Below are 26,370 nucleotides of genomic sequence, written 5' to 3'. Positions count from 1 at the left end.
TTCCAGCTGCGCCGGCGCCAGTTGCGATGCGCCACGCGCGTGCGCACGACGGCTAGCGCAGGCCTAGCACGTCCCACATATCGTACAGCCCCGCCGGTCGGCCGGCCAGGAAACGAGCGGCCCGTACCGCGCCCTGCGCGTACGCGAGCCGGTTCGCCGACTTATGCGTGATCTCGATCCGCTCGCCGGTGCCGGCGAACATCACCGTGTGGTCGCCGACGATGTCGCCGCCGCGGATGGCTGAGAACCCAATCGTCGACGGGTCGCGCTCACCGGTCACGCCATGGCGTCCGTACACGGCACAGGATGCCAGATCACGACCCAACGCCGTCGCAATCACTTCGCCCATCTGCAACGCTGTGCCGGACGGCGCATCAACTTTGTGCCGGTGATGCGCCTCGATGATCTCGATATCGTAACCGGTGGCGAAATGCGCAGCGGCCACTTGCAGCAGCTTCAACGTCACGTTCACGCCCACGCTCATGTTCGGTGCGAACACGATCCCGAGCGTCTGCGCGGCGGCGGCCAACTCGGCCTTCTGCGATTCGGCAAAACCCGTCGTGCCGATCACCATGCGAGTGCCGTGCCGGCGCGCCGCCTTCAGGTATTCAAGCGTGCCCTCGGGCCGCGTGAAATCGATCAGCACGTCTGCATGCGCAAGCACGCGCTCCACGTCGTCGGTAATCGCGATACCGGTCTGCCGCCCGGCGAACGCGCCGGCGTCCTGCCCCAGCGCGGCAGCGCCCGCGCGCTCCAGCGCGCCCGACAACATGACTTCCGGCGTATTCAGCACCGTTTCGACCAGCATTTGCCCCATGCGGCCCGATGCTCCTGCGATGGCAATCTTCATCATTGACGCGTCCCTTGAGCGCCGCTGCGCTCGAGCACCGGCTGGTTCTGCAGGCCCGCGGCACTGGGCGGCGCCAGGCCGGTTGACGGATCCGGCGACGGTGCGACGCCAGTCGGCGGCAACGCGATGTGCTGCGGCGCGACCTGAGCAGTCACGCGGTTCGCCGCGGCCGCGGCTTCCTCGTTGGCGGCTTGCGACGACGGCAACACACTGACATCGCTGACGCCACTCGCCGCGGCCGTGCCGGGCACCGGCGCCTGCGCAACCGGCGCGCTCGCCGCCGCCGCCGACGCGTCAGCCGCAGCGGCCTTTGCCGCCTTGGCCGCGGCGGCCTCGGCTTCCGCTTTCTTCAAACCCTTGCGGTCACCATCGATTTCGGCAATCAACTCGTACTCGGATGGCAGATCGTCGGCCCCTATCCAGCTTGCCACGCGATCGCCGACGAAATTCACGACCAGGTCTCGCTGCTGCACAATAGAAGTCGAGCCGCGCTTGAAATAGAACACATAGTCCCAGCGATCGGCATGGAACAGGTCGGTGAGCAGCGGTGTGCCCAGCACGCTGCGCACTTCATCACGGGACATGCCGACGCGTAGCCTCGATGCAGCCTCGGCCGATACGAAGTTGCCCTGCACGACCGTGATCCGGTATGGGGTGATCGAACGCGCGATGCGTTGCGTCAGGCTGTCGTATGTCTTGCATGCACCGAGCGAAGCCACGGCGGCGAGCAAGACGACGCGGGCCGTTACCGAAAAGGCTGTGGCGCGCATGCGCGATCCGGAGAAGAACGTTGAACTCATTTCACCCATAAAACGCGTCTGACGCTTTAATTGATTTGGGTCCGAGACACGCCTGCGTCGACCGGAATACCCAAAAACCCATTACTATTAGAACCTTGCATTGTACTCTAGGGATGCCTAGCGATGACCAATCCCGCTGACCTCAAGAACATGGGGCTCAAGGCAACCTTGCCGCGCCTGAAGATTCTGGAGATTTTCCAACACAGTTCCGTGCGCCACTTGACCGCGGAAGACGTCTACCGCAACTTGCTCAATGAGGAGCTAGATATTGGCCTGGCGACTGTTTATCGCGTGCTGACGCAGTTCGAGCAGGCCGGCCTACTCACGCGCAGCAACTTCGAGTCTGGCAAAGCGGTGTTCGAACTCAATGAGGGTACGCATCACGACCATCTGGTCTGCCTGGACTGCGGCCGGGTTGAGGAATTCTACGACCCCGAGATCGAGCACCGCCAGCAGTTGATCGCCCAAGAACGGGGCTTCAAGCTACAGGAGCACGCGCTCGCGATGTACGGCTCCTGCACGAAGGAAAACTGCCCGCACCGCAAGCCCTGATCGCGTTGCGCGCCGAAAAAAAGCCGCCCGGCCAGGCGGCTTTTTTGTCGCACACACTGCTTCTTGTGTGTTCGAGCGTTACTTCGCGTTGGCCAGCGCCACCGTCGTATCGAGCATCCGGTTCGAGAAGCCCCACTCATTGTCGTACCAGCTCGACACCTTCACGAGACGGCCCGACACCTTCGTGAGCGTCGCATCGAATGTCGAGGACGCCGGGTTGTGATTGAAGTCAACCGATACCAGCGGCGCGTCGCTGTAGGCGAGGATGCCCTTGAGCGCGCCTTCCGACGCTTCCTTCAGGATCTTGTTCACTTCGTCCACGCTCGTATCGCGCGACGCGATGAACGATAGGTCGACGATCGACACGTTGATCGTCGGCACGCGCACCGCGTAGCCATCCAGCTTACCGTTCAGCTCCGGCAGCACCAGCCCGACGGCTGCTGCCGCGCCGGTCTTGGTCGGGATCATGCTGTGCGTGGCCGAGCGGGCGCGGCGCAGGTCCTCATGGTACACGTCGGTCAGCACCTGGTCGTTCGTGTACGCATGAATCGTCGTCATCAGGCCGTTCTCGACGCCGATCTTGTCGTGCAGCGGCTTGACCAGCGGCGCAAGGCAGTTCGTCGTGCACGAGGCGTTCGAGATGACCGTATCCGACGCCTTCAGCACCTGGTGGTTCACGCCATAAACGATCGTCGCATCGACATCCTTGCCGCCCGGCGCCGAAATCACGACCTTCTTTGCACCACCCTTCAAGTGCGCGCTCGCCTTCTCCTTCGACGTGAAGAAACCGGTGCACTCAAGTACGACATCCACACCGAGATCGCCCCACGGCAGCTCGGCCGGGTTGCGGTTCGCGAGCACGCGGATCTTGTCGCCGTTGACGATCATGTAGTCGCCGTCAACCGAGACGGTGCCCGGGAACTTGCCATGCGCAGTGTCATACTGGGTCAGATGCGCGTTGGTCTGGGCATTGCCGAGGTCGTTGATCGCCACGATCTCGATGTCGTGCTTCTTGCCACCCTCATAATGGGCCCGCAGCGTATTGCGGCCAATACGGCCATAACCGTTGATTGCGACGCGAATCGTCATGTCTATCTCCTAATGGGTAAATGGCAACGCTCGAGCGAGCGTGTGCGACGCGCGGTCGGCACGTCACACACCCTCGGCTTAACCCAGTATCGACTTCACGGTATCGACGACGTTATCAACCGTGAAGCCAAAATGCTTGAACAACACGCCGGCGGGCGCCGATTCGCCGAACGTGTCGATCCCGACCACGCCGCCGTCGATTCCCACATATTTGTGCCAGAACGCCGTGACACCGGCCTCGATCGCCACCCGCGCCACGCCGCGTGGCAGGACGCGCTCGCGCCACTCGGCATCCTGCCGATCGAACACCGTGGTCGAGGGCATCGATACGACACGGGCGCCGATGCCCACGCGCGCAAGCGGCTCGACGGCGTTCAGCGCAAGCTCGACCTCGGAGCCCGTCGCGATCAAGATGACCTTGCGGGCCGGGATGTCGTCATTCCAGTCGCGCAGCACGTACCCGCCCCGGGCGACCGCCGCAATCTGCACGTCGGTCCGCGCACAGAACGCCAGGTTCTGCCGGCTGAAGATCAACGACGATGGCCCCTGGCGCTCGACCGCCTGGGTCCAGGCCACCGCGGTCTCGACCGTGTCGGCCGGGCGCCACACGTCCATGTTCGGAATCAGGCGCAGGCTCGACACGTGCTCGATCGACTGGTGCGTCGGGCCATCCTCGCCGAGCCCGATCGAGTCGTGCGTGAACACGAAGATCGAGCGGGTCTTCATCAGTGCGGCCATCCGCAATGCGTTGCGGCTGTAGTCCGAGAAGGTCAGGAACGTGCCGCCGAACGGCAAGTAGCCACCGTGCAGCGCAATGCCGTTGAGCGCCGCGCTCATGCCGAATTCACGCACCCCGTAGTTGACGTGATTGCCCCATTGCAGTACCTGCGCGCCGCTTTCACGGCCAGCGCGTACCGGCTTGCTGGCCTTCCAGTTGGTCAAGTTCGAACCGGTGAGATCCGCCGAACCGCCCAGCAGTTCCGGCAACGCCGTAGCCAGCGCCTCGATCGCCTGCTGCGACGCCTTACGGGTCGCAACCGTCTCAGCACGCTCGTTGGCGGCGGCGATCAGCCGCCGCGCGGCATCAGCCCAATGCGCCGGCAGCCGGCCGGCGATACGGCGCTCGAACTCAGTCGCCTGCTGCGGATACTTCGCGCGATATGCGGCAAAGGCTTCATTCCACTCGCGCTCGGCCTGGGCGCCCGTCTCCTTCGCGTCCCACAGCGCATAGACGTCCTGCGGAATCACGAAAGGCTCGGCGCCCCAGCCGATCGCTGCACGCGTCGCGGCAATCTCCGCCGCGCCCAGCGGCGCGCCGTGCACGTCGTGGCCGCCGGCCTTGTTCGGCGCCCCCCTGCCGATGACGGTACGGCAGCAGATCAGCGTCGGCTTGTCCGACTGCTTCGCGACGCGAATGGCCGCGTCGACTGCGTCCACATCGTGGCCATCGACCGCGCGGATTACGTTCCAGCCATAGGCCTCGAAACGCTTCGGCGTATCGTCGGCGAACCAGTGCCCGACATCCCCGTCAATCGAAATGCCGTTGTCGTCATACAGCACGATCAGCTTCGACAACCCCAGCGTGCCCGCCAGCGAGCAGGCCTCGTGCGACACGCCTTCCATCAGGCAGCCATCGCCGACGAACACGTACGTGTAGTGGTCGACGATCTTCGCGTCAGGCTGGTTGAATTCCGCCGCCAGCAGCGCTTCGGCCAGCGCCATGCCCACCGCATTGGCCAATCCCTGACCCAGCGGCCCAGTGGTCGTCTCGACACCCGGTGTGATCCCGGCCTCTGGATGGCCAGGTGTTCTCGAATGCAATTGGCGGAAACGCTTCAACTCGTCCATCGGCAAGTCATAGCCGCTCAGGTGCAGCAGCGCATACAGCAGCATCGACCCATGCCCATTGGACAGCACGAAGCGATCCCGGTCCGCCCAATGCGGATTAGCCGGATTGTGCCGCAGATGACGTTGCCACAGCGCCACGGCGATTTCCGCCATGCCCATCGGCATTCCCGGATGGCCGGAATTGGCTTGCTGAACGGCGTCCATGGCCAACGCACGGATTGCGTTGGCCATCACGGTGGTCTGGGTGTCGGGCGGGGTTGTCATGTCGGGTCCGGACTCAGGAAAAGCAGGGCCGCGCGCGTCGCGAGTCGCGGCCGCGCCGGCGCAATGGGAATCGCATGCGGGCACACCCGCGCGCGAAGCGTCGCAAAGCGCATTATTCTAACAGACAGGCCTGCCGCTGCTTGGCGATGTTGCGCCGCGCCACGGGCGTGCGCGCAGGGATCGCAAACTGCCTGGCCACACCGCCACAGCGACGCCATGCCACCGTCAAGGAGCTTTGCCGATTGGAACCGAAACCGCCATCATCCCGCACGCCGCCGCCTGCCGTGCCGCCCGCCGACCCCATTCACGACGCCGCCCCCGCGCACGACATCGACCGCCCGGACAACGCCGACCGCCCGGACGCGCAAGGCAACTCACTGACGTTGCGCCCGTGCGCGCATTATGCGTACACGTTCACCGGCGCGCGGCGGCTGCAAACGATCGACTCGGCGTACCAGCATATCGAGGTCTGGGAGACGCCGCTGCTCGGCAAGCTATTCGTGCTCGACAAGCGCCCGATGACGTCCGAGCGCGACGAATACCTCTATCACGAAAGCATGGTGCACCCCGGCGCGCTGTCGCGGGAGCAGCCTCCGCGGCGCGTGCTGGTTCTCGGCGGCGGCGATGGCGGTGCGGCGCGGCAGTGGCTCAAGTACAAGGCACTGGAGCACATCGTCATCGCGGAGCTTGATCCTGCGGTCGTGGCAATGGCGCGACGCCACCTACAGCGCGTGCACCGTGGCGCGCTCGACGATCCGCGCGTGCAGATCGTCACGGGTGACGCGTTGCACTTCGTGCAGCACACACAGGAGCGCTTCGACGCAGTCGTGTTCGACTTGACGCCGCCCAATTCGCCGGCTTCAACGCTGTACACGCACAGTTTTTACGCATTGCTGCGCACCCGCATGGTGGACGATGCAGTGCTGTCGATCCACCTCGGCTCGCCGCTGTTTCAGCCCGGCCAGGTCGCGGCACTGCTCGGCACGCTGCGCGCCGCGTTTGGCCATGTCGCGCTCATGCAGACGTATGTGCCGCTATATGGCTCGCTGTGGCAGATGGCCGTGGTCAGCGACGCGCTCGATGCCGGACAACTGCCCGCGCAACGGGCGGCCGAGCGCGCGGCGCAATGGGGATTGTCCGGGCTCGAACACTACGACCCGTCCCGCCACGATGCTTTTTTCATCGAGCGGATACCGGATTGCGGTACGGCGCCGAAGTGATGCCGCGCCGCGACGCACCGCCGGACGGCGGCTCGCTTGCGCCACCGTGGTTATGACACAATCCGGCCGGTGCGCACGCGCGCGTCACACGCCACACCCTGCCCTTTCGACAATGACCACACTATCGCCACCTCGCTTTTTTGTCCCCATGCCGCTGCACAGCGGCCACAGCACGTCGCTGCCGGACGATGTCGTGCGTCATATGCACGTGCTGCGGCTGCAGGCCGGTGACAAGGCGATCCTGTTCAACGGCGAAGGCGGCCAGTTCGAGGCCGAATTGCTTCAATTGGATAAGCGTTCAGCGACGGTGCAAGTCGGCCGCTTCGACGCGCGGGAGGTCGAGCCGCCTTATCGCGTCGTGTTAGCGCAAGGCATCGCCGGGGGCGACAAAATGGACTGGCTGCTGGAGAAAGCCGTCGAACTGGGCGTGGCCGGCGTGATACCGCTGATGACCGCGCGCAGCGTCGTGCGGCTGACCGACGAGCGCGCCGCTCGGCGCCACGCGCACTGGCAGGCGCTGGTGCGAGCCGCATGCGAGCAATGCGGGCGTAATCGGCTGCCCGACGTTGCGCCGCTCACCGACGTCATGACATGGCTCGAGTCCTGCGCGGCCCCGCCCCGCGACAATGCACTGCGTCTGTTACTGTCACCGCGCGCCGAGCAGCCGTTCGCGACACTGCCCGGCACCGCGCCCGCTGCGCCGGTCATCGTGATGATCGGGCCGGAAGGCGGGTTGTCGGCCACCGAGGAGGCAGCCGCGATATCCCACGGCTTCATGCCGCTTGGCCTAGGCCCACGCGTGCTGCGCACCGAGACGGCCGGCATCGCGGTGCTCGCCGCGCTGGCGGCGCGCTGGGGCGGGTGGTGAGAAGCCGGCGTGGGCCGCCCATGTCAAGTCACGCGCGGGCGAGCCGAACTGCGTCAAGCAAACGAATAGAACACGCGGAAGTTCACCTTCCGCTCGGCCCAGAATTCGGCCGCCTCGCGGAACACATCGAGCAGTGTCTCCCGCGCCTCCTTGTCGAACTTTTGCGTCGCGGGCAACCCCTCGAGCACGATCACGAAACCAGGTTGCGCTCCCGCCTTATGCACGGCGTCGGTCAGGCAGTCGTACAGCGCATCGTAGTTCTTACCGAAGTGCTTCGGGAAAAGAAACGACGTCGAGATCGTCTCGAGCACTTCCGCCTTCGTCTGCGCGGCCGCGCAATATGCATACAGGAAATGGTGGCCCAGCCGGGCCGCCTCGTCGGCCAGCTCCGGCACGCGGAACGCACGGATCGATTGCACGATGTTCGAGCGCACCGTCTTGAAAAGGCTCATGTTTCCCTCATTGAACAGCAGCGCGTCGATACGGCGCTGCTCACGTTCGGCGTCCTGCTGGCGCAGCACGCGCTGAAACAACCTGCTGTCGTTCAGCGCGAAGATATCGCTCGCGACCCCGGTGCCTTGCGAATAAGTGTTGTCGCTCATAACCGTAGTCATCCCACAATTCATTTGAAAAACGCGTAATGGTCGCCGGTGTCATAGCATTCACCGGTATAACGCGGCGCTCCCCCGCAGACGATTCTTCGTACTCCACGATAGCGCGCGCGGCGTCTTCGCCGTGTACTCGTGCTAATAGTCACGGAGCCGCACCGGCAGGTGTCGCTCGAAATTACCGAACACCTCGCCATCCTTCGGATAAGGGAACGGGCCGCCGGCCTGGATCGATTTGAACGTGAACTGCGCTTCACCGGGCAGACCGGCAATCAACACCCCGCCGAGCATGGCGCCAAGGGGCGCGTCCGACGGCGGCGAGTATCGCGCCCACGCGGTGGAAACCAAGCCAGGCACGCTGGTGGCGGACACGTTCACCGCAAGCACGCCGTAACGGAGCCACTTGCCGATCATGTATCTCGTTTCGCGAAGAGGACGCGTACACGACCATTAAAAACGTAAGGTTATCCCGAATCGCCTTAATAATCAATGGTGTTAGACAATTGCAAGGTTAATTTCCTGACCGGCACACGGGGTGGGAGTCTATCGTCGCCTAAGTGTCTACGAAGCAATCTAGATTTGGATGATCGCTGCAGTCATCAAAAATTCGCTTGCGTCCGGAACATCTCCTTCATACCATCCGGATACGGGAGCGCAAACGCGTAACGGCGCGCTCCGGCCCCCGATATCGCGGCCGGCAGGTCGAATTGGAACGGTGGAGAATTTGGTGCTGCGCGCAAATGTCGCGCAGCATTGTCGAGCAGTCCGGCGGTTGCCCCCAGCCGCCGCTTGTGTGCCTCATTCGTGAGGCACACTTTTTTGTGCATCCGGATTCGATGCGTGCGCCTCATGCGGCACACACTGTGCCGCGGTGGCAGAGCCGTTGCCTACCACCCGGGATTCATCGCCCGCCCGACTCCTTAGTACCCGCGGCCACATCGGCCACCAGCAGTGCAGTCATGTTCACGATGCGTCGCACGGTCGCGGACTCGGTCAACACGTGCACGGGCTTTGCCGCGCCCAGCAAAATCGGCCCGATCGCGATGTTGTTGCCCGCCGCGGTCTTGAGCAGGTTGTATGAAATATTGGCTGCATCGACGTTGGGCAGGATCAACAGGTTTGCGTCACCCTCGAGCGTCGCCTCCGGCAGCACGAACTTGCGCAGGTTCGCGTCGAGCGCGACATCGCCATGCATTTCACCGTCGATCTGCAGTTGCGGGGCGCGCTGCTGCAGCAACGCGAGCGTGTCGCGCATCTTCTTGGCGCTCGGCGCGTTACTCGAACCGAAATTGGAGTGGGACAGCAGGGCAATCTTCGGTTCGATGCCGAAACGACGCACCTCGTCCGCAGCCATCAACGTGATCTCGACCAATTCCTCCGGTGTCGGGTCGACGTTCACATGCGTGTCGACCAGGAAGATCTGCCGGTTCGGCAACACCAGGCAGTTCATCGCCGCGTAGACCGAGCAGCCAGCGCGCTTGCCGATGACCTGGTCGATGAAGTGCAAGTGCCGGTGCGTGGTCGAAATCGTACCGCAGATCATCCCATCGGCTTCGCCCTTGAGCACCAGCATTGAGCCGATCAGCGTGGTGCGCCGCCGCATTTCGACTTTCGCCAGCTGCTGCGTGATGCCTTTGCGCGCCATCATTTTGAAGTACGTCTGCCAGAAATCGCGGTAGCGCTCGTCGTGGTCGGTATTGACGATAGTGAAATCCTGTCCCGCCACAAGGCGCAGCCCATAGCGCGCGATGCGCTGCTCGATCACCGCCGGTCGTCCGATCAGGATGGGCTTGGCCAGCCGCTCGTCGACCACGATCTGTACCGCGCGCAGGATGCGCTCCTCCTCGCCCTCGGCGAACACGATGCGCTTCTTGTCCGCGTCGATGCTGCGCGCGATTTGGAAGACCGGCTTCATCGTCGTACCGCTGTGATACACGAATTGCTGCAGATGCTGCCTGTAAGCGTCCATATCCTCGATCGGCCGCGTCGCGACGCCGCAATCCATTGCAGCCTGCGCGACCGCCGGCGCGACTTTCACGATCAACCGCGGATCGAACGGTTTCGGAATCAGGTACTCGGGACCGAACGTCAGGTCTTGGATCCCGTACGCCGTCGCCACGATGTCGCTTTGTTCCTGGCGCGCCAATTCGGCGATCGCGTTGACCGCGGCGATTTCCATCTCCTTGGTGATCGTCGTCGCGCCGGCATCGAGCGCGCCGCGAAAAATGAACGGGAAACACAGGACGTTATTGACCTGGTTCGGATAATCGGTGCGGCCAGTCGCCAGGATTGCGTCGGGACGCACCTGGAGCGCAACCTCCGGCAGAATTTCGGGCGTCGGGTTGGCCAGCGCCAAGATCAGCGGCCGAGCCGCCATCTGCTTGATCATGTCCGGCTTGAGCACGCCGCCGGCGGACAAACCGAGGAACACGTCCGCGCCACCGATCACATCGGACAGCGTGCGCGCGTCGGTGACCTGCGCGAACAGCGCCTTGTCCGGATCCATCAGCTCAGTGCGGCCCTCGTAGACGACGCCGACCAGGTCTGTGACAAATACATTCTCGCGCTTCAGCCCCATGTCGAGCAGCAAGTTCAGGCACGCCAGCGCCGCGGCACCCGCGCCGCTGGCCACCACCTTCACCTCGCCGAGCGACTTGCCAACGACTTTCAGCCCGTTGGTCACCGCCGCGGCCACCACGATCGCTGTACCATGCTGGTCGTCGTGGAATACCGGGATCTTCATCCGCTTGCGGCACTCACGCTCGACCGTGAAGCAATCTGGCGCCTTGATGTCCTCCAGGTTAATCCCCCCGAAGGTCGGCTCCAGCGCGGCGATCACCTCGATCAGCTTTTGCGGGTCCTTTTCGTTTAGTTCGATGTCGAACACGTCGATGCCGGCAAACTTCTTAAACAGCACGGCCTTGCCTTCCATGACCGGCTTGGCCGCAAGGGGGCCGATATCGCCCAAGCCCAGCACGGCCGTGCCGTTCGACACCACGCCCACCAAATTGCTGCGTGCGGTGAAGCGCGCCGCGTTAAGTGGATTAGCCACGATTTCCTCGCACGCCGCCGCCACGCCTGGCGAATAGGCCAACGCGAGATCGCGCTGATTGATCATCTGCTTGGTGGGCGCGATAGCGATCTTCCCCGGGGTCGGGAATTCGTGATAATCGAGCGCAGCTTCGCGCAGCTTGCTGTTGGTCGGTGTGGACATAATGGCCTGGCAGTGCGATTAAAATACATGTTTGAGCCGCATTGTAACGTCACTGGCGGACCCTAGACGGGTGCTGTCCGATTGCCGCCGCGGTGACGGCACCGTGCAGCCGCGTCGCGCACGACGCGGCGCGCATCCCTGCCATGCAAGCTTCGTCCCGCATCATGCCGACCTTCTTATCTGAATTCAGCCTTATTGATCGTTATTTCGCCCGGCGCGAGCAACCACGCCGCGACGCCGTGCTGGGGATCGGCGACGATTGCGCGTTGCTTGCCGGGCGGCCCGGGCACGAATTGGCGGTGTCCACCGACATGCTGATCGAAGGGCGCCACTTCTTCGCCGACGTCCCGCCGGCGACGCTGGGACACAAGGCTCTGGCGGTCAACCTGTCGGACCTGGCCGCCATGGGCGCCGAACCACGCGCGTTCACGCTGGCGCTGGCGCTGCCGGATGCTGGCGCGGCGCGCCAGGGCTGGCTCGAGGCATTTGCGCACGGACTGTTCGCGCTAGCCGATCGCCACGGCTGCGAGTTGGTCGGCGGCGACACCACCGCAGGGCCGCTGAACATCTGCATCACCGTGTTCGGCGACGTGCCCAGCGGCCAGGCACTGCGCCGCAACGCCGCCCAGCCCGGCGACGACATTTGGGTGTCCGGCACGCTGGGCGACGCGCGGCTGGCGCTAGGCGCGCTGCGCGGCGAATGGACGCTCGCCGCGCACGCGCTGCCCGCGTTACGTCATGCGCTGCAGATGCCCGAACCCCGTATCTCGCTCGGCATCGCGCTAAGGGGCATCGCGCACGCCGCGCTCGACCTGTCCGATGGGTTGGCCGGAGACCTGGCGCACATTCTAAGGCGTTCTAATGTGGCCGCGCGCGTGGACGTCGACGCGCTGCCGCGCTCGGCCGCCCTGCGTGCGCAGCCCCTGTCGATCCAACGCCGTTGCGCGATTGAGGGCGGCGACGACTACGAGCTGTGCTTCACCGCGCCGCCCAGCCAGCGCGACACGCTGCTCGCGCTCGCCGCACGCATCGGCGTGCCGCTTACACGGATAGGTACAATAGACGCCCTTGCCGATCCGCCCGCGGGTAACACCACCGCCATCGACTCGCACGCGGTGCATTGGTACGATGCGTCCGGCGCCCCGATTGGCACAACTTGGCGCAGTTTTGACCATTTCCATGCAGAATGACTCTTCCCACTCCGATGCGCACCGGCCGCACGTCACGCCGATGACCCCGCCCGGCCCCGACGCCGCGCCGCGCTCGCGCGCCACCGTGCGCTTCATGTTGTCCCATCCGCTGCACGTGTTGTCGTTCGGCTTTGGCAGCGGCCTGTCGCCAGTGATGCCCGGTACGGTCGGGACCCTATTCGGTTGGATGTCGTTCATCGCATTGAATCCGTACCTGAGCGTCGTGCAATGGTGGATGTTGATCGCTGTCGGCTTTGTCGCCGGATGCGGCTTCACCGGCTTCACGGCGCGACGCATGGGCGTGAAGGATCCGGGTGCGGCGGTTTGGGACGAGATCGTTGCGATCTGGCTGGTACTGCTATTCGTCACGCCGGCGAACTTTACCGGCCAACTCGGCGCGTTCCTGACATTCCGCTTTTTCGACATGGTCAAGCCGCCGCCGATCCGCTATTTCGACAAGCAGTTGTCAGGCGGCTTCGGCATCATGTTCGACGATATCGTCGCGGCATTCTTCACATTACTCGTCATCGCGTTGGTACGCTCGCTTTGACGCGCACAGCACGCGTGCGATGATGGCAGGTAGTTTTCCCTTGCTAGCCAACAACAAGTTTAATTCGATGGCAACTGACACGGTAGTCCACCAACTTGCGATTCGCGTTGGCAACCGCTTGCGCGACGAGCGCCTGATGCTCGTCACCGCGGAATCGTGCACCGGCGGCATGGTCGCAACGGCGATCACCGACATCCCGGGCAGCAGCGGCTGGTTCGAGCGGGGCTTCGTGACCTATTCGAACCTGGCCAAAACCGAGATGATTGGCGTGCCGGCCGACATGATCGAGCGCCACGGCGCGGTCAGCGAGCCTGTGGCGTGTGCGATGGCCGAAGGCGCACTGCGCAACAGCCGCGCGCAACTCGCGCTGTCGATTACCGGCGTGGCCGGCCCGGACGGCGGCAGCGAGGTCAAGCCGGTGGGCACCGTCGTGTTTGCGTGGACAAACCGATTGCATACGGTCAGCGAGATCCAGCTATTGCGCGGAGATCGCGGCCAGATTCGCAAGCAGGCGGCAGCGCACGCGTTGCGCGGGCTACTCAAGCTATTGGACGAAAAAGAACACTGAGCGCGTCCCGTCGGCCCGTTAGCGATGGTCGTTGATCGCGTCGCGCGTGGCGCGCGCAGCATCGGCCGCAGCCAATGCGAAGTCCTCGCCGCTGCGCGCGTACAGAATCGCGCGCGACGAGTTGATCATCATGCCGGTGCCGTTGGCCGTGCGACCGGCATTGACCGTCGCCTCAATGTCGCCGCCTTGCGCGCCGATTCCCGGGATCAGCAGCGGCATCGTACCGACAAGCTGGCGCACCGCATGAATTTCCTTCGGGAACGTCGCGCCCACCACCAGCCCGAGCTGTCCGCTGGTATTCCATTGCTCAGCGGCAAGCGCTGCCACGTGCTGGTACAGAGGCCGCCCCCCAATGTCGAGGAATTGCAAGTCCGAGCCGCCCTGATTCGACGTGCGGCATAGCACGATCACGCCCTTGTCCCGATACGCGAGATACGGCTCGATCGAGTCGAACCCCAAATAGGGGTTGACCGTCACCGCGTCTGCGCGATATCGCTCGAACGCTTCGCGCGCATACTGCTCCGCGGTGCTGCCGATGTCGCCGCGTTTGGCATCCAGCACCACCGGCAGCCCCGGGTGCCGCGCGTGAATGTGCGCGATCAACGCCTCGAGTTGCTCTTCCGCACGGTGTGCGGCGAAATAGGCGATCTGCGGCTTGAATGCGCTCGCATAGGGCGCGGTGGCGTCGACGATCTCGCGGCAGAACGTGAAGATGGCATCGGCGCGCCCAGCCAGATGCGACGGAAAGCGCGATGGCTCGGGGTCGAGCCCGACGCACAGCAACGATTGCGTGCGCTGCCAGGCGCGCTCTAGGGTAGCAATGAAGGACATGGTCAAATCTGCAAGAAGCACCGCGAACGACGCGGCGGGCAAACCCGTATTCTACTTGCTTATACGGACGGCCCGGCGCGCTCACGCCCAGCCTCCATCGACGATGAACTGCTGCGCGGTGGTCATCGCGCTGTCGTCCGCGCATAGGAACAGCGCCATGCGTGCGATGTCCTCCGGCAACAGCTCGCGGTCCAGGCACTGCCCCTGCTTGATCGCACGGCGTCCGTCATCGTCCAGCCACAGGCGCCGTTGCTTGTCCGTCATCACCCATCCGGGTGCGCGCCTACAGCGACGCGCGCAGCGCCGCGAGCACCGGAGCCGGGTCGGGACGCACGCCACGCCAAACAAAGAACGATTCCGCGGCCTGCCGCACGAGCATCCCCAGGCCATCGACAGTGCGCGCGCCCAGGCGTGCGGCGTGCTGCATGAACACCGTGGGCCCGGCTGCATACATCATGTCATACGCGAGCGTACCTGGGCCGACGCACGCCGCTGCGAATACCGGTACGGCCCCATCGAGGCTGCCGGCGGTCGCGTTAATCACGATATCGTAGACGCCGTGCTCCACGCCCGGCGCGCCGCCTTCCAATGTGCAGCCCACCGCCCGGGCAAACACTGCAAAGCGCTCGATTAGCTCGGTCGTGCGCGCCGCAGTCCGGTTAACGATCGTCAGCGCGCGGGGCCGGCGCTCCAGCAAAGGCAGGATCACGCCGCGCGCCGCGCCGCCCGCGCCGAGCAGCAGCACACGCGCGCCGCTGAGTGCGACACGGGGCTGCGCCTCGACGTCGGTGACCAGTCCAACGCCATCGGTGTTGTCGCCCAAGATCTCGATGCGGCCGCCGTCCACGCGCTCAAAGCGCAACGTATTGACCGCCCCGGCCGCCTCCGCCCGCGCGGAACGCCGTGTCGCCAGCGCATAGGCCTGCAGCTTGAATGGCACCGTGACGTTCAGCCCGCGCCCGCCGGCCGACATGAAGGCGTCCACGGCCTGCGCGAAGCCGTTCACCGGCGCAAGAATCCGGTCGTATTTAACCGGCTCGCCCGTCTGCTGAGCAAAGTTCGCATGGATGGCCGGCGACTTGCTATGCGCGACTGGGTTGCCAATCACCGCGTAGCGGTCCAGACCTTGGTCGCCCGGCGCAGGCGCAGGCGCAGGCGGCGCATTCATTGCGCCACCTCACCATCATTGCGCGTGTGTGTCACGTCGCCGCGAACGGCCGCGCCCGCGTCCGGCTGTGCATTGTCCGGTTGCGCTGGCGCATTGGACGCGTCGCCTAGCGCCTGGACGTCATCACCCGCCGCGGCTTCCAGGTCCGTTCCGCTGTCCGTGTCCAGCGCCGTCTCCGCGTCCTCGCTCGTCTCGTCGCCGCCCGTCACGCGCGCCACGTCCAGCACTTCGATGAGCCGACACGACGCCTCCACGCGCAGCTCGTCAATCGCCATCACCTCAAGCAGCACACGCGTACCGCGCGCCTGCACGCCCAACCCCGGCACGTGCAACAGCAGCGGGACTTCCTCGAGTCGCACGACGTCGTCCTTGACGATCGTGCCCACCACCCGGTCGCGCTGTTCTTGCTTCAGCCAGCGCAGACACCAGAAATGTTCCATGCGCCGCTGGTGGTCAGCATACGCGGTATAGGTCTCGTCAAAATTCTGCACGATGGCGTACAGGTCCGCGTCCTTCGGCTTGAACGGCGCAGCCAGCTTCGCGGTGATGCCATGTCGGACACACGCCAGTAGCTGCCACTGATTCACCAAGTCGACATACCGGCGCAGCGGCGAGGTACTCCACGCATACTGCGCCACGCCAAGCCCTTCGTGCGGCGCCGGCGTGGTCTGCATCCGCGTGCGATTCGGGCCAAACGCGCGCTGCGCGCGATAGATGCCCGGCACGCCATGCTCATGCAGGAACGCACCCCAGCGGCTGTTAGCTAGGATCGCCAGTTCCGCGACGATCAGGTCCAACGGCGAACCGCGACGGCGCGGCGTGATGCTGACATGCTCGCCATCGACGTAAAAGTTATAGTCGATGTTGCGCGGCACCTCACGCCTGAGACCGTAGCCGATGCGCGCCTGCTGACGTCGCTCATATAGCGCCTTGGCAAAAGGCCACAGCACCGCGATCTCGTCCTTGTGCGGGTAGTCGCCGGTGCCGGCCTCGAGCGTCTGTTCGGTGATGATCTCGTCCAACACGTTGTGCCGCAGGTTGCTGACCACATGCACGCGCTCGGCCACCGTCTCGGTCATCACGATGTCCTGTGTGGCGGTGTCGATGATCAGGTACAGCGACAACGCCGGCCGCAATCCGCCTTCCTTCAGGGTGAACGTGCCAACGAAATCGTCCGGCAACATCGTGATCTTGTCGCCCGGCATGTAGACGGTCGACAGGCGCGCGCGCGCGATCGCGTCCACGGCGTCGCCGCGCTCGATGCCCAGCGCGGGCGCCGCGATGTGAATACCAATCCTGGCGCGCCCGTCCGACAGACGCTGAACTGAGAAGGCGTCGTCGATCTCGGTGGTGGTCACGTCATCGACAGAAAACGCCTGCACGCCGATCGCCTCCCCCAGGTCCTCCGGCAACGGACCTGCGTTCAACGCGGGGAAACCGGTACCGTGCGGAAAGTACTCGGACAGAAACCGTGCTTCGTGCAACGCGCGTGCCGACGGGATGCCGCCGACGTCCAGCATCAGTTGCGCGGCCGACTTGCCCAATGCGAGCGCGGCCGCTTCCAGCGCCTTGTATTCAATCGCATTCTTGTCCGCCCGCGTGAGCAAGCCGAGCACCTTGCCATCGAACGCGGCAGGCAGCCTACCGGCCTTAAGTTCGTCCTCGTACTGCTGCTGCACGATCGCCTGTTGGCGCCGCCGCTCCAGCGCCGCGAGCGCCATTTTCAACTGCTCCTCGGGCGCGCGCTGGTACTGTCCCCGTCCCTTGCGTCGGAAGTAAATCGGCGAGCCGTGCATGCAAAGTACCAGCGCGCTCTTTTGCACGGGATCCGGCGTACCACCGAAATAGTCATTGGCTAGGTCGGTGAAGCGAAACTCGTCCGGCGGAGAGATTTCCCACAGGAAATCCAGGTCGATTTCCTTCGCCGCCGCATCGGCCTGCTGAATCAGGTCGGCGGCGCTCGGGCTGTCGAACTCGATTAGCACGTCCTTGCTGCGAACCTTGGCGCGACGCCCACCCGGCAACTCGACCTGGAACGCGTCACCTTGCCGATTCAATACCGTGCCAGCCTTAAAACTGCCGGATTCCTCAAAAAAAACGTTCACTCGGTACTCTCGAAACGTGAAGGCCGCACGTGGCGGCCGGGGGCAGCGCCGCGTGCGCCGCCCGGGGGTCCAGTACTACGCCGCGGCGGGTCCGCGGCCGGTGTCGATGCCGCAAAACGCGAGTACGTCATCCAAGTACATCGCAAAATCGCTGATCGCGTGGTCGCCGCCATCGATCAGCGTGGTGCGCACACCGGCGTAGTGCGCAAGCATCTCCCGGTAGTCGAGGACTTCGTCGCCGGTCGCGGCAATCAAATGATACCGCTCGGGCCGCGTGATCGCGGCGACCCGCAGCGCACTCAACTCGTCGAGGTGATGCGGCTCGACAACGATCGAGCCGCCGCCGTGCCACAACGGCTGCTCACCGAGATACGCGGACAAGTCGCGCTGCGGCACCACCGCCGGGTTGAGCAGCATCGCCGGCCAGCCATGTTTTTCGGCCAGATAAGTGGCAAAAAAACCACCCAGCGAGCTGCCGATCAGCGTGACCGGCGCGTCGCGATCCGCCGCACGCGCCTGTTGAGTCTGTTGGACCAGTCGCTCGGCCAGCGCGATCGTCTCACGCGGCGACACCGGCAATTGCGGGCACAGCCAGTCGCCGGCTCGACCGAGCCGCGCCAGCCGCTCGGCCAGCAGGCGTGCTTTGAACGAGCGGGGCGAAGAGCGAAATCCGTGCAGATAGAGAATCATGCCGCTCCCCGGTTCGCCAGCGCGTCAAGCAACTTCTGGTGCACGCCGCCGAAACCGCCGTTGCTCATCACGAGCACATGATCACCGGCACGCGCAACCGAGGCGACGGCCCGCACCAGTGCGCCGAGGTCATCGAAGGCATGCGCCTTGTCTCCCAGCGGCGCAAGCGCCGCCCCGAGATCCCAGCCCAGCGCGTCCTTGCCTGAGGACGCACCGTAACCGAACACCAGATCGGCGCCCGCCAGACTTGCCGGAAGCTGCACCTTCATCGTGCCGAGTTTCATTGTGTTCGAGCGCGGCTCGAGCACCGCGAGGATCCGGGCGTGCGGCGCATCGCCGATGCGGGTGCGCAAGCCGGCAATGGTCGTGCCAATCGCGCTCGGATGGTGCGCGAAGTCATCGTAGACGGTAACGCCATCGACGCTGCCGCGCACCTCCATGCGGCGCTTCACGTTGCGAAAACCGCCAAGCGACGTCGTCGCCTGCGCAGCCGGCACACCGACGCTGTGCGCAGCTGCGATTGCAGCCAGCGCATTCATCCGGTTGTGCTCGCCTTGCAGCGGCCAGTCGACCACGCCCACTCGTTGCGCACGACAATACACCGCGAAACGCTCGTCTGCCGGACCCACCTCATCGGCCGGCAGCGCCTGCCATCCGCCCTCGACGCCGAAGCGCTCGACCTCGCTCCAGCAGCCGTGGGCCAGCACGCGCTGCAATGCGTCGTCGGCGCCGTTCACAACGATCCGCCCCGTCCTTGGAATGGTGCGCACTAGGTGGTGGAACTGCGTCTCGATCGCCGCCAGGTTGTCGAAGATATCGGCATGGTCGAATTCGAGATTGTTCAATATGGCCGTGCGGGGTCGGTAGTGGACAAACTTGGACCGCTTGTCGAAGAATGCGGTGTCGTACTCGTCTGCCTCGATCACGAAAAAGCTCGAATCGGTTAAACGGGCGGAGATGCCAAAGTTCAACGGCACGCCGCCGATCAAGAAACCGGGATTCATCCCCGCGTCCTCAAGCAACCACGCGAGCATCGACGCTGTACTGGTCTTGCCGTGCGTGCCGGCGACAGCCAGCACCCATTTGCCGGCCAGCACGTGCTCCCCCAACCACTGCGGGCCCGACACGTAGGGCAAGCCGCGATCCAGAATCGCCTCCATCAGCGGATTGCCGCGCATCACCACATTGCCGACGACGAACAGATCCGGCTGCAACGCCAGTTGTTCTTCACCATAGCCCTGGATCAACTCGATGCCTTGACTTTGCAACTGGGTGCTCATCGGCGGGTACACGCCGCTGTCGCAGCCCGTGACCTTATGACCCGCGGCGCGCGCCAGTACGGCCAGGCCGCCCATAAACGTGCCGCAAATCCCGAGAATATGAATGTGCATAGCGTTGGAGTCCGTCCACCGAGCCGGCGCGGCCCGCGCCGCATCGTCGAACTGCGTCCGGAACTGGCGTGGAGTAAAGTGCGACATTGTAACCGAGGGGCCACGCGCGACGCGGCCTCCCAGCGGCGGCAATGCGCGGCGCGGGTGCGAACTGCGGGTATCATTACTGCTATGGCTTCGAGACTGCACCTGGAGCGGGACCGTGTGCGCGATGAGATCGCGATGGTAGCCGCGCGCCTGATCGCAGAAGACGGGCTCGACTATGCCAGCGCCAAGCGCAAGGCAGCCCGGCAGATCATCGGCCAAACGCGTGTTGCTGGCGAATGGTTGCCGGATAATGACCAGATCGAGGAAGAAATACGGGAATATCTGGCGTTGTTCCATGGCGATACGCAGCCCGGCATCCTGCGGCGGCTGCGTGAAACCGCGCTGAACTGGATGGCGCAGCTCGCACAGTTCGACCCCTACTTGACCGGCGCAGTGCTCAACGGCACGGCCGGCGTCCATTCGGACATCCATCTGCAAGTGTTCTGCGACAATCCGAAAGAGGTGGCGATCCACCTGTTGAACGCCGGCGTACAGTACGATGTATCCGAGACACGCCATTTCGCTGGCCGGGGAGCGGTCGAGACATTGAGCTTCATCGCCCGCGACGGCGACGGCAACGCGGTCGGCATCCATGTCGCGCTGTACGACACGAATGATTTGCGTGGCGCGGTCCGCGCCGATGCGCGCGGACGGCAGGCGCGTGCGAACGCGGCGTCGGTCCGGGCGCTGCTCGATGCAGGTTAAATGGCAGCGACAGGTGCGCACGCCCGTACCTTACTGCACCGCACCGCACCGCACCGCACCCCGGAACCCACGCGGGCTGTAGCAGTTCGCCCTTGTTTAATGGAAATGCGATGAACGCGACGCTATATCCTAGTTTCCTGCTTGCTTCTCCCGCGTCAGCGCCGGCACGCCGCGCCCATGCCGCGTGGCTCGCTGCGGTCTGCTTGCTGTGTGTGCCGCTGCATGCCTGCGCAGCGCAGCCGGCGGGCGCCGCGCAGTCGGCATACACCGCCGCGCCGCCCTATACGGCACACGACGATGCGGTACGCGCGCTGTTTGCTAGTTCGCTGCCCGATCCGGCAGGCCAGCCTCAGCCTTTGGCTCAGTATCGCGGCAAAATCACCGTGGTGAACTTCTGGGCGTCGTGGTGTGCGCCATGCGTGAAGGAAATGCCGGCGCTGTCCGGGTTGCAACGCCGCTACGCGGACAAAGGCGTACGCTTCGTCGGCATTGGCGTCGATTCGGCACGGAATATATCGCAATTTCTATCCAAGGTGACGATCGGCTATCCGGTCTACGTAGCCGGCTTCAGCGGCGCGCACTTGGCTCGCCAGTTCGGCAACCAGGCCGGCGGGTTGCCGTTCACCGTGGTCATCGACAAAGCGGGGCATGTTCGCTACTTGAAGCTGGGTGAAATCGACGCGGCGCGGCTGAGCATGGAACTGGACGCGCTATGACATAGGCGGAACAGTCGGTGTCATGCGACACGCCAGCGCGGCGCTCGCGTACCAGTCACCGACAGCGCGTGTCGATCGCAAATTACTCGGTAATTTATTGATAAATTGTAGACGTTTGCCGCTGTTGTCCGCTTTTTGTCGCTCGATCGGCACAGTTACAGCCGCCACGCTTTGACGAGCGCCAGTTCTTTTGACGGTAAACGCGCCGAAAACTGGACACTTTTTTTGAATCAGCGGTAAAGTGCGCGCAACTTCGCAGAAAACGAACTCCTATGAGTCTTCGCATCCTGGTCGTCAACGGCCCCAACCTGAATCTGCTCGGCACGCGCGAGCCGCAGACGTACGGCAGTACGACGCTCGCCCAGATCGAGCAAGCGCTGGCGGAGAAAGCCGCCGCCGCGGGGGCGGTGCTCAGTTGCTTCCAGAGCAATCATGAGGGCGAAATCATCGAGCGCCTGCACCAGGCGCTCGACGAGCAGATCGGCTTTGTGCTGATCAATCCCGCCGCCTTCACGCACACCAGCGTTGCGATTCGCGACGCGATTGCGGCAACCGGGATCCCGTTTGTCGAGATCCACTTGTCGAATGTGCATCGACGCGAGGCTTTCCGCCATGCGTCGTATTTCTCCGACTTGGCGGAGGGCGTGATCTGCGGGCTCGGCTGGCGAGGCTATCTTTACGCGCTGGACTTTGCGCTGGAGCGCCTGGACCGGTCGCATTGACGTCTTTTTTCTGGCAACACCACACTTTCGCTATCCCGGGCCTGGCCCGGACGCCACATCAATTTGGGGACCTCCGATGGATCTACGCAAACTCAAAACCCTGATCGACCTGGTATCCGAATCCGGCATTTCGGAACTCGAAGTCACCGAAGGCGAAGGCAAGGTGCGGATCGTCAAGAACGCGGCGCCCGTCTATCTGCCGTCCCAAGCACAATACGCCCCGGCGCCGCAGGTCACCGGTGCGTCCGGCGCGCCGGTTGCCCCGTCGGCTGAGTCCGACGCACCCGCGACCCCCGCCGCCGCTACGCCGCAAGGCCATGTGGTCACCTCGCCGATGGTCGGCACGTTCTACCGAGCGCCGTCGCCAGGGGCTGATCCGTTCGTGCAAGTAGGCGACTCGGTCAAGGAGGGCCAGACGATCTGCATTATCGAAGCGATGAAGCTACTCAACGAGATCGAAGCCGACAAGACGGGCATGGTCAAGGAAATCCTCGTTGAAAATGGCCAGGCCGTCGAATATGGCCAACCGCTGTTCGTAATCGGTTAACGGGTCGCATTGCCTATGTTTGAGAAAATACTCATTGCCAACCGCGGCGAGATCGCACTGCGCATCCAGCGCGCGTGCCGCGAGCTTGGCGTCAAGACGGTTGTCATCTATTCGGAAGCCGACAAGGAAGCGAAGTACGTGCGCCTTGCCGACGAAGCAGTCTGCATCGGACCGGCGCCATCGAACCTGAGCTACCTGAACATGCCGGCGCTCATCAGCGCGGCGGAAGTCACCGACGCCGAAGCGATCCATCCGGGCTACGGCTTCCTGTCCGAGAACGCCGACTTTGCGGAGCGGGTCGAGCAGTCCGGCTTCACGTTCATCGGCCCGCGCCCGGAGACCATCCGGCTGATGGGCGACAAGGTTAGCGCCAAGCAGACGATGATCAAGACAGGCGTGCCGTGCGTGCCGGGCTCGGACGGCGCGTTGCCGGACGATCCGAAGGAGATCGTCAAGATCGCGCGCTCGATCGGCTATCCGGTGATCATCAAGGCAGCCGGCGGCGGCGGCGGGCGCGGTATGCGGGTCGTGCACACGGAAGCGGCACTCGTCAACGCGGTCAACATGACACGCGAAGAAGCCGGTCGCGCCTTCGGCAACCCGCAGGTCTACATGGAAAAGTTCCTGGAGAATCCGCGACACATCGAGATCCAGGTGCTGGCTGACTCGTTCAAGAGCGCGGTCTGGCTCGGCGAGCGCGACTGCTCGATGCAGCGGCGCCATCAAAAAGTGATCGAAGAGGCGCCGGCGCCTCACATCGCGCGCCGGTTGCTCGACCGGATCGGCGATCGCTGCGCCGAAGCGTGCAAGAAAATGGGCTACCTGGGTGCCGGCACGTTCGAATTCCTGTACGAGAACGGCGAGTTCTACTTCATTGAAATGAACACACGGGTCCAGGTTGAGCACCCGGTGACCGAGCTGATCACGGGCGTGGATATCGTCCAGGAGCAGATCCGCATCGCAGCAGGCGAGAAACTGTCGGTGCGGCAACGCGACATCGCATTCCGCGGTCACGCGATCGAATGCCGGATCAACGCGGAAGATCCATTCAAGTTCACGCCGTCGCCGGGGCGGATCACATCATGGCATGCGCCCGGCGGCCCGGGCATCCGCGTCGACTCACACGCGTACAATGGCTACTTCGTGCCGCCCAACTACGATTCGATGATCGGCAAGCTGATCGCGTACGGTGCGACCCGCGAACAGGCGATCAACCGGATGCGTATTGCGTTGTCCGAGATGGTGGTCGAGGGTATTCAGACGAATATCCCGTTGCACCGGGAATTGATGCTGGACGCCAAGTTCGTCGAGGGCGGCACCAGCATCCATTACCTCGAAGATAAGTTGGCTGCCAAGCAGCAGGTCGCCCCTAAGGAAGCGTAACGGGCATGAGCTATCGCGAAGTCGTCGTCGAAGTTGATCGCGAGCGCGCCGAGCCGTTATCAGACGCGTTGCTCGAGCTTGGCGCGTTGTCGGTCTGCGTCGAGGACGCCGACGCAGACACGCCGCACGAACAAGCACTGTTCGGTGAACCCGGCCTCGTGCCGGAGCGCGCCGCGTGGGCGCACTCGCGGGTGATTGCAATGCTTGCCACGGAACAGGACCCCACCGTGTTGCTGGCAGCAGCCGCGAATGAGGCTGGCCTATCCACGCCGCCGGCTTTCACCGCGCGCGACGTCCAGGAGCAGGACTGGGTGCGACTTACGCAATCCCAGTTCGAGCCAATCCATATCGGCCAGCGCATCTGGGTCGTGCCATCATGGCATGAGGCACCGCAGCACGACGCCGTGGTACTGGAACTCGACCCGGGGCTCGCCTTTGGCACCGGCAGCCATCCGACCACACGCCTGTGCATGGAATGGATCGAGCAACACGTGCGTGCCGGCGATTCGCTGCTCGACTATGGATGTGGCTCTGGCATCCTGGCGATACTCGCGCGCAAGTGCGGCGCCACGCCGGTCGTAGGCATCGACATCGACCCGCAGGCGATCGACTCGGCCCAGCACAACAGCGAGCGCAATCACGTCGACGTCACGTATGGGCTGCCCCACGAGTGCCCCGCAAACGAGTTCGATGTGGTCGTCGCCAACATCCTGTCCAATCCGCTGAAGCTAATGGCTTCGATGCTGGCCTCCAGGGTAAAGCCGGGCGGAAGACTTGCGTTATCCGGAGTGCTGGCGCGCCAAGCGGACGAAGTCGCGGCGGCCTATGCGCGCCACATCGAGCTTGCCGTTTGGCGTGAACAGGACGGATGGGTATGCCTGGCCGGGCAGCGCCGAGATAATTAATTAGAACACCGGTACCTCAACCGATTGACCGGCGCGCGGTGCGCCGGTTCAGGGTAACCCGTTAACATGACGCTCACCACCCGCTGTCCCCGCTGCGGTACCGTCTACCAGCTCATCGCCGATCAATTGAAACTGCACCACGGCTTGGTGCGCTGTGGCCATTGTCAGGAGATCTTCGACGGTGCGGCCCGGCAAGTCGAACCTTTGTTGCTGACCGACGTCGCCGCGCAACCCGACGACGGGTCCGACGCGCGGGACACCGGGCCGTCACCCGAGCGGGCCGCATGCAAGCTGATCGATAACGGCCCCTTGGAGCCCACGTTCCACCCGCACGGCGTCAGTGCGCCGTTCTCCGTGATGCGGGAAATACCCGTGCCGGGCCATCGCGGTACGCTGCGTCGGGTGGGCTGGCTCGTCTCGCTCACGCTGACTGTGTTGCTCATCGCGCAGCTTGCTTGGTGGCAACGGGAAAAAATCGTGACCGCGTGGCCGCGCACCGAAGCGGTCTACACGCTTGCGTGTGCACAGTTGGGCTGTATCATGTCACCGCCGCGCGACATTGACGGACTGGCGATCGAACAAACCTCGCTGCGGCAAACCGACACCGCGCACCAACTCGAGTTGCACTTCAGCTTGCGCAACCGCGACGCGGTCGCGCTCGCCTATCCCGACCTGGAAGTGACGTTGTTGGGCAGCAACAATGATATCGTCGTGAGGCGCGTGCTACGGCCCAGCGAGTACCTGCCGTCGGTCGCGTCCGAACACCGCGGCGTGCCCGCACGCACCGTGCAGCCCATCGCCGTGCGGCTCGATGTCGGCAGCGTCGATGCAGCAGACTACCGGGTGCAGATTTTCTACCCGTGACGCGCTGCATGCGTCACCCCATCATTGACCCGGCGGCAAGCACTCGGCTCGAGCGCCCACCGCCACCATCGCAGGAGCAAACCATGAGCCAAGTCACTCTCGGGGGTAACCCGATCGAAGTCGCCGGTACGCTACCGGCCGTCGGCCAGAAGGCGGCGCCATTCTCACTGGTCGGCAAGGGCCTCGCGGATGTGAAACTCCACGACTTCGCTGGCAAGCGCAAGGTCCTGAACATCGTGCCGAGCCTGGATACGCCCACCTGCGCAACATCGACGCGCAAGTTCAACGAAGCGGCAAGCAAGCTGGAGAACACCGTCGTAATCGTGATTTCGTCTGACTTACCGTTTGCAGCGACGCGGTTCTGCACGACCGAAGGCATCGAGAACGTGATCACGGCGTCCACGTTTCGTAACCGAGAGTTCGCCAGCCAATACGGGGTGGACATCAAGACCGGCCCACTGGCCGGCTTGACCGCGCGCGCCGTTGTCGTGCTCGATGGGGACGACAACGTGCTGCACGTGGAACGGGTGTCGGAAATTAAAAACGAACCGAATTACGACGCGGCCCTTGCTGCATTGAAATAAACTCTCCCTGCCTGCCGCCACCCGGCGCGGGTGACCGGCTCGATACCGGCC

26 protein-coding genes and 1 pseudogene are annotated in these 26,370 nt (G+C 64.2%); 14 read left to right on the top strand and 13 right to left on the bottom strand.

Annotated features, from left to right (window positions below):
• Positions 1-52 precede the first annotated feature (52 nt).
• Positions 53-850 carry a 4-hydroxy-tetrahydrodipicolinate reductase gene (dapB, locus tag B0O95_RS09330; protein ID WP_104077653.1) on the bottom strand — a complete coding sequence of 266 codons (798 nt, stop codon included), beginning with the start codon at positions 848-850 and terminating at the stop codon, positions 53-55.
• Entirely contained in the window at positions 850-1,620 is a 771-nt protein-coding gene (locus B0O95_RS09325) for an outer membrane protein assembly factor BamE (protein ID WP_233203266.1), read from the bottom strand. Before B0O95_RS09325 ends, dapB begins: the two co-directional genes overlap by 1 nt.
• 153 nt (positions 1,621-1,773) lie before the next feature.
• Here B0O95_RS09325 and fur point away from each other — a divergent pair, with 153 nt between their 5' ends.
• Positions 1,774-2,202, top strand: a complete 429-nt coding sequence (gene fur / locus B0O95_RS09320; protein WP_076785463.1) for a ferric iron uptake transcriptional regulator — start codon at positions 1,774-1,776, stop codon at positions 2,200-2,202.
• A gap of 78 nt (positions 2,203-2,280) precedes the next feature.
• Here the strand turns inward: fur and gap are convergent, their stop codons facing one another.
• Both gap and tkt read right to left on the bottom strand, forming a co-directional pair.
• Complete coding sequence (gene gap / locus B0O95_RS09315; RefSeq protein ID WP_104077651.1) at positions 2,281-3,291, bottom strand: type I glyceraldehyde-3-phosphate dehydrogenase; 1,011 nt, start codon at positions 3,289-3,291, stop codon at positions 2,281-2,283.
• A 78-nt stretch (positions 3,292-3,369) separates the two neighbouring features.
• Positions 3,370-5,403, bottom strand: a complete 2,034-nt coding sequence (tkt, locus tag B0O95_RS09310) for a transketolase (RefSeq protein ID WP_104077650.1) — start codon at positions 5,401-5,403, stop codon at positions 3,370-3,372.
• A gap of 329 nt (positions 5,404-5,732) precedes the next feature.
• Between tkt and speE the strand changes: the two genes are divergently transcribed.
• The gene (gene speE, locus B0O95_RS09305) at positions 5,733-6,623 is read left to right on the top strand and encodes a polyamine aminopropyltransferase (protein ID WP_463605577.1); all 891 of its coding nucleotides are present in this window, start codon (positions 5,733-5,735) and stop codon (positions 6,621-6,623) included.
• Positions 6,624-6,735: 112 nt separating this feature from the next.
• Entirely contained in the window at positions 6,736-7,491 is a 756-nt protein-coding gene (locus B0O95_RS09300) for a 16S rRNA (uracil(1498)-N(3))-methyltransferase (protein ID WP_104077648.1), read from the top strand.
• A 53-nt stretch (positions 7,492-7,544) separates the two neighbouring features.
• Here the strand turns inward: B0O95_RS09300 and B0O95_RS09295 are convergent, their stop codons facing one another.
• The 3 genes from B0O95_RS09295 to B0O95_RS09280 form a co-directional block, all read right to left on the bottom strand.
• Positions 7,545-8,093: a barstar family protein gene (locus B0O95_RS09295; RefSeq protein ID WP_076787432.1), complete on the bottom strand. Its 549-nt coding sequence runs from the start codon at positions 8,091-8,093 to the stop codon at positions 7,545-7,547.
• Positions 8,094-8,237: 144 nt separating this feature from the next.
• Entirely contained in the window at positions 8,238-8,513 is a 276-nt protein-coding gene (locus B0O95_RS09290; protein ID WP_370641721.1) for a ribonuclease domain-containing protein, read from the bottom strand.
• Positions 8,514-9,000: 487 nt separating this feature from the next.
• Complete coding sequence (locus B0O95_RS09280; RefSeq protein ID WP_104077646.1) at positions 9,001-11,313, bottom strand: NADP-dependent malic enzyme; 2,313 nt, start codon at positions 11,311-11,313, stop codon at positions 9,001-9,003.
• A 164-nt stretch (positions 11,314-11,477) separates the two neighbouring features.
• Here B0O95_RS09280 and thiL point away from each other — a divergent pair, with 164 nt between their 5' ends.
• The 3 genes from thiL to B0O95_RS09265 all read left to right on the top strand — a co-directional run bounded on the left by thiL (position 11,478) and on the right by B0O95_RS09265 (position 13,621).
• Positions 11,478-12,503, top strand: a complete 1,026-nt coding sequence (thiL, locus tag B0O95_RS09275; RefSeq protein WP_199180482.1) for a thiamine-phosphate kinase — start codon at positions 11,478-11,480, stop codon at positions 12,501-12,503.
• 40 nt (positions 12,504-12,543) lie between these two features.
• Positions 12,544-13,053, top strand: a complete 510-nt coding sequence (locus B0O95_RS09270) for a phosphatidylglycerophosphatase A family protein (RefSeq protein ID WP_104077716.1) — start codon at positions 12,544-12,546, stop codon at positions 13,051-13,053.
• A gap of 67 nt (positions 13,054-13,120) precedes the next feature.
• Complete coding sequence (locus B0O95_RS09265) at positions 13,121-13,621, top strand: CinA family protein (RefSeq protein WP_104077713.1); 501 nt, start codon at positions 13,121-13,123, stop codon at positions 13,619-13,621.
• Between the two features lie 18 nt (positions 13,622-13,639).
• Here B0O95_RS09265 and pyrF read toward each other — a convergent pair whose 3' ends face one another.
• From pyrF to mpl, 6 genes and pseudogenes are all read right to left on the bottom strand, one after another.
• The gene (gene pyrF / locus B0O95_RS09260; RefSeq protein ID WP_104077714.1) at positions 13,640-14,452 is read right to left on the bottom strand and encodes an orotidine-5'-phosphate decarboxylase; all 813 of its coding nucleotides are present in this window, start codon (positions 14,450-14,452) and stop codon (positions 13,640-13,642) included.
• Between the two features lie 81 nt (positions 14,453-14,533).
• Positions 14,534-14,728: pseudogene (locus tag B0O95_RS09255) on the bottom strand (SDR family oxidoreductase); the annotation flags it as partial.
• 7 nt (positions 14,729-14,735) lie between these two features.
• Complete coding sequence (gene aroE / locus B0O95_RS09250) at positions 14,736-15,620, bottom strand: shikimate dehydrogenase (RefSeq protein ID WP_104077645.1); 885 nt, start codon at positions 15,618-15,620, stop codon at positions 14,736-14,738.
• A complete protein-coding gene (locus B0O95_RS09245) occupies positions 15,617-17,725 on the bottom strand; it encodes a ribonuclease catalytic domain-containing protein (RefSeq protein ID WP_104077644.1) in 2,109 nt (702 codons plus the stop codon). Before B0O95_RS09245 ends, aroE begins: the two co-directional genes overlap by 4 nt.
• 75 nt (positions 17,726-17,800) lie before the next feature.
• Positions 17,801-18,415 carry a YqiA/YcfP family alpha/beta fold hydrolase gene (locus B0O95_RS09240; protein WP_104077643.1) on the bottom strand — a complete coding sequence of 205 codons (615 nt, stop codon included), beginning with the start codon at positions 18,413-18,415 and terminating at the stop codon, positions 17,801-17,803.
• Entirely contained in the window at positions 18,412-19,806 is a 1,395-nt protein-coding gene (gene mpl, locus B0O95_RS09235; protein WP_104077712.1) for a UDP-N-acetylmuramate:L-alanyl-gamma-D-glutamyl-meso-diaminopimelate ligase, read from the bottom strand. Before mpl ends, B0O95_RS09240 begins: the two co-directional genes overlap by 4 nt.
• A gap of 171 nt (positions 19,807-19,977) precedes the next feature.
• Here mpl and B0O95_RS09230 point away from each other — a divergent pair, with 171 nt between their 5' ends.
• The 8 genes from B0O95_RS09230 (at position 19,978) to tpx (ending at position 26,319) form a co-directional block, all read left to right on the top strand.
• On the top strand, positions 19,978-20,598 hold the full coding sequence (locus B0O95_RS09230) for a UDP-N-acetylmuramate--alanine ligase (RefSeq protein ID WP_104077642.1): 621 nt from the start codon (positions 19,978-19,980) through the stop codon (positions 20,596-20,598).
• Between the two features lie 110 nt (positions 20,599-20,708).
• Positions 20,709-21,314, top strand: coding sequence for a TlpA family protein disulfide reductase (locus B0O95_RS09225; protein WP_104077641.1), 606 nt, complete (start codon positions 20,709-20,711; stop codon positions 21,312-21,314).
• A gap of 272 nt (positions 21,315-21,586) precedes the next feature.
• Positions 21,587-22,036 (top strand): type II 3-dehydroquinate dehydratase, encoded by a 450-nt coding sequence (gene aroQ, locus B0O95_RS09220; protein WP_104077640.1) that lies wholly within the window; start codon positions 21,587-21,589, stop codon positions 22,034-22,036.
• A gap of 76 nt (positions 22,037-22,112) precedes the next feature.
• Positions 22,113-22,583: an acetyl-CoA carboxylase biotin carboxyl carrier protein gene (accB, locus tag B0O95_RS09215; RefSeq protein WP_104077639.1), complete on the top strand. Its 471-nt coding sequence runs from the start codon at positions 22,113-22,115 to the stop codon at positions 22,581-22,583.
• Positions 22,584-22,598: 15 nt separating this feature from the next.
• The gene (gene accC / locus B0O95_RS09210) at positions 22,599-23,966 is read left to right on the top strand and encodes an acetyl-CoA carboxylase biotin carboxylase subunit (RefSeq protein ID WP_104077638.1); all 1,368 of its coding nucleotides are present in this window, start codon (positions 22,599-22,601) and stop codon (positions 23,964-23,966) included.
• 5 nt (positions 23,967-23,971) lie between these two features.
• Positions 23,972-24,871, top strand: coding sequence for a 50S ribosomal protein L11 methyltransferase (gene prmA / locus B0O95_RS09205; protein ID WP_104077637.1), 900 nt, complete (start codon positions 23,972-23,974; stop codon positions 24,869-24,871).
• Between the two features lie 66 nt (positions 24,872-24,937).
• Positions 24,938-25,735 carry a zinc-ribbon and DUF3426 domain-containing protein gene (locus B0O95_RS09200; RefSeq protein WP_104077636.1) on the top strand — a complete coding sequence of 266 codons (798 nt, stop codon included), beginning with the start codon at positions 24,938-24,940 and terminating at the stop codon, positions 25,733-25,735.
• A gap of 83 nt (positions 25,736-25,818) precedes the next feature.
• A complete protein-coding gene (gene tpx / locus B0O95_RS09195; RefSeq protein ID WP_104077635.1) occupies positions 25,819-26,319 on the top strand; it encodes a thiol peroxidase in 501 nt (166 codons plus the stop codon).
• The last annotated feature ends 51 nt before the right edge of the window (positions 26,320-26,370 follow it).

Origin of the sequence: Mycetohabitans endofungorum (assembly GCF_002927045.1) — a bacterium.
GTDB lineage: Bacteria > Pseudomonadota > Gammaproteobacteria > Burkholderiales > Burkholderiaceae > Mycetohabitans > Mycetohabitans endofungorum.
Note: the sequence above shows the minus strand (reverse complement) of the source record. Positions and strands in the feature narration are given on the sequence as shown.

Coding starts and splice junctions, on each gene's coding strand:
- B0O95_RS09265 (WP_104077713.1), top strand. CDS start 13,121: ATGGCAACTGACACGGTAGTCCACCAACTTGCGATTCGCGTTGGCAAC.
- dapB (WP_104077653.1), bottom strand. CDS start 850: ATGAAGATTGCCATCGCAGGAGCATCGGGCCGCATGGGGCAAATGCTG.
- fur (WP_076785463.1), top strand. CDS start 1,774: ATGACCAATCCCGCTGACCTCAAGAACATGGGGCTCAAGGCAACCTTG.
- B0O95_RS09240 (WP_104077643.1), bottom strand. CDS start 18,415: ATGATTCTCTATCTGCACGGATTTCGCTCTTCGCCCCGCTCGTTCAAA.
- B0O95_RS09295 (WP_076787432.1), bottom strand. CDS start 8,093: ATGAGCGACAACACTTATTCGCAAGGCACCGGGGTCGCGAGCGATATC.
- thiL (WP_199180482.1), top strand. CDS start 11,478: ATGCCGACCTTCTTATCTGAATTCAGCCTTATTGATCGTTATTTCGCC.
- B0O95_RS09270 (WP_104077716.1), top strand. CDS start 12,544: ATGACCCCGCCCGGCCCCGACGCCGCGCCGCGCTCGCGCGCCACCGTG.
- pyrF (WP_104077714.1), bottom strand. CDS start 14,452: ATGTCCTTCATTGCTACCCTAGAGCGCGCCTGGCAGCGCACGCAATCG.
- aroQ (WP_104077640.1), top strand. CDS start 21,587: ATGAGTCTTCGCATCCTGGTCGTCAACGGCCCCAACCTGAATCTGCTC.
- B0O95_RS09325 (WP_233203266.1), bottom strand. CDS start 1,620: ATGCGCGCCACAGCCTTTTCGGTAACGGCCCGCGTCGTCTTGCTCGCC.
- tpx (WP_104077635.1), top strand. CDS start 25,819: ATGAGCCAAGTCACTCTCGGGGGTAACCCGATCGAAGTCGCCGGTACG.
- B0O95_RS09300 (WP_104077648.1), top strand. CDS start 6,736: ATGACCACACTATCGCCACCTCGCTTTTTTGTCCCCATGCCGCTGCAC.
- B0O95_RS09225 (WP_104077641.1), top strand. CDS start 20,709: ATGAACGCGACGCTATATCCTAGTTTCCTGCTTGCTTCTCCCGCGTCA.
- B0O95_RS09200 (WP_104077636.1), top strand. CDS start 24,938: ATGACGCTCACCACCCGCTGTCCCCGCTGCGGTACCGTCTACCAGCTC.
- mpl (WP_104077712.1), bottom strand. CDS start 19,806: ATGCACATTCATATTCTCGGGATTTGCGGCACGTTTATGGGCGGCCTG.
- B0O95_RS09280 (WP_104077646.1), bottom strand. CDS start 11,313: ATGTCCACACCGACCAACAGCAAGCTGCGCGAAGCTGCGCTCGATTAT.
- prmA (WP_104077637.1), top strand. CDS start 23,972: ATGAGCTATCGCGAAGTCGTCGTCGAAGTTGATCGCGAGCGCGCCGAG.
- accB (WP_104077639.1), top strand. CDS start 22,113: ATGGATCTACGCAAACTCAAAACCCTGATCGACCTGGTATCCGAATCC.
- gap (WP_104077651.1), bottom strand. CDS start 3,291: ATGACGATTCGCGTCGCAATCAACGGTTATGGCCGTATTGGCCGCAAT.
- aroE (WP_104077645.1), bottom strand. CDS start 15,620: ATGAATGCGCCGCCTGCGCCTGCGCCTGCGCCGGGCGACCAAGGTCTG.
- B0O95_RS09290 (WP_370641721.1), bottom strand. CDS start 8,513: ATGATCGGCAAGTGGCTCCGTTACGGCGTGCTTGCGGTGAACGTGTCC.
- accC (WP_104077638.1), top strand. CDS start 22,599: ATGTTTGAGAAAATACTCATTGCCAACCGCGGCGAGATCGCACTGCGC.
- tkt (WP_104077650.1), bottom strand. CDS start 5,403: ATGACAACCCCGCCCGACACCCAGACCACCGTGATGGCCAACGCAATC.
- B0O95_RS09230 (WP_104077642.1), top strand. CDS start 19,978: ATGGCTTCGAGACTGCACCTGGAGCGGGACCGTGTGCGCGATGAGATC.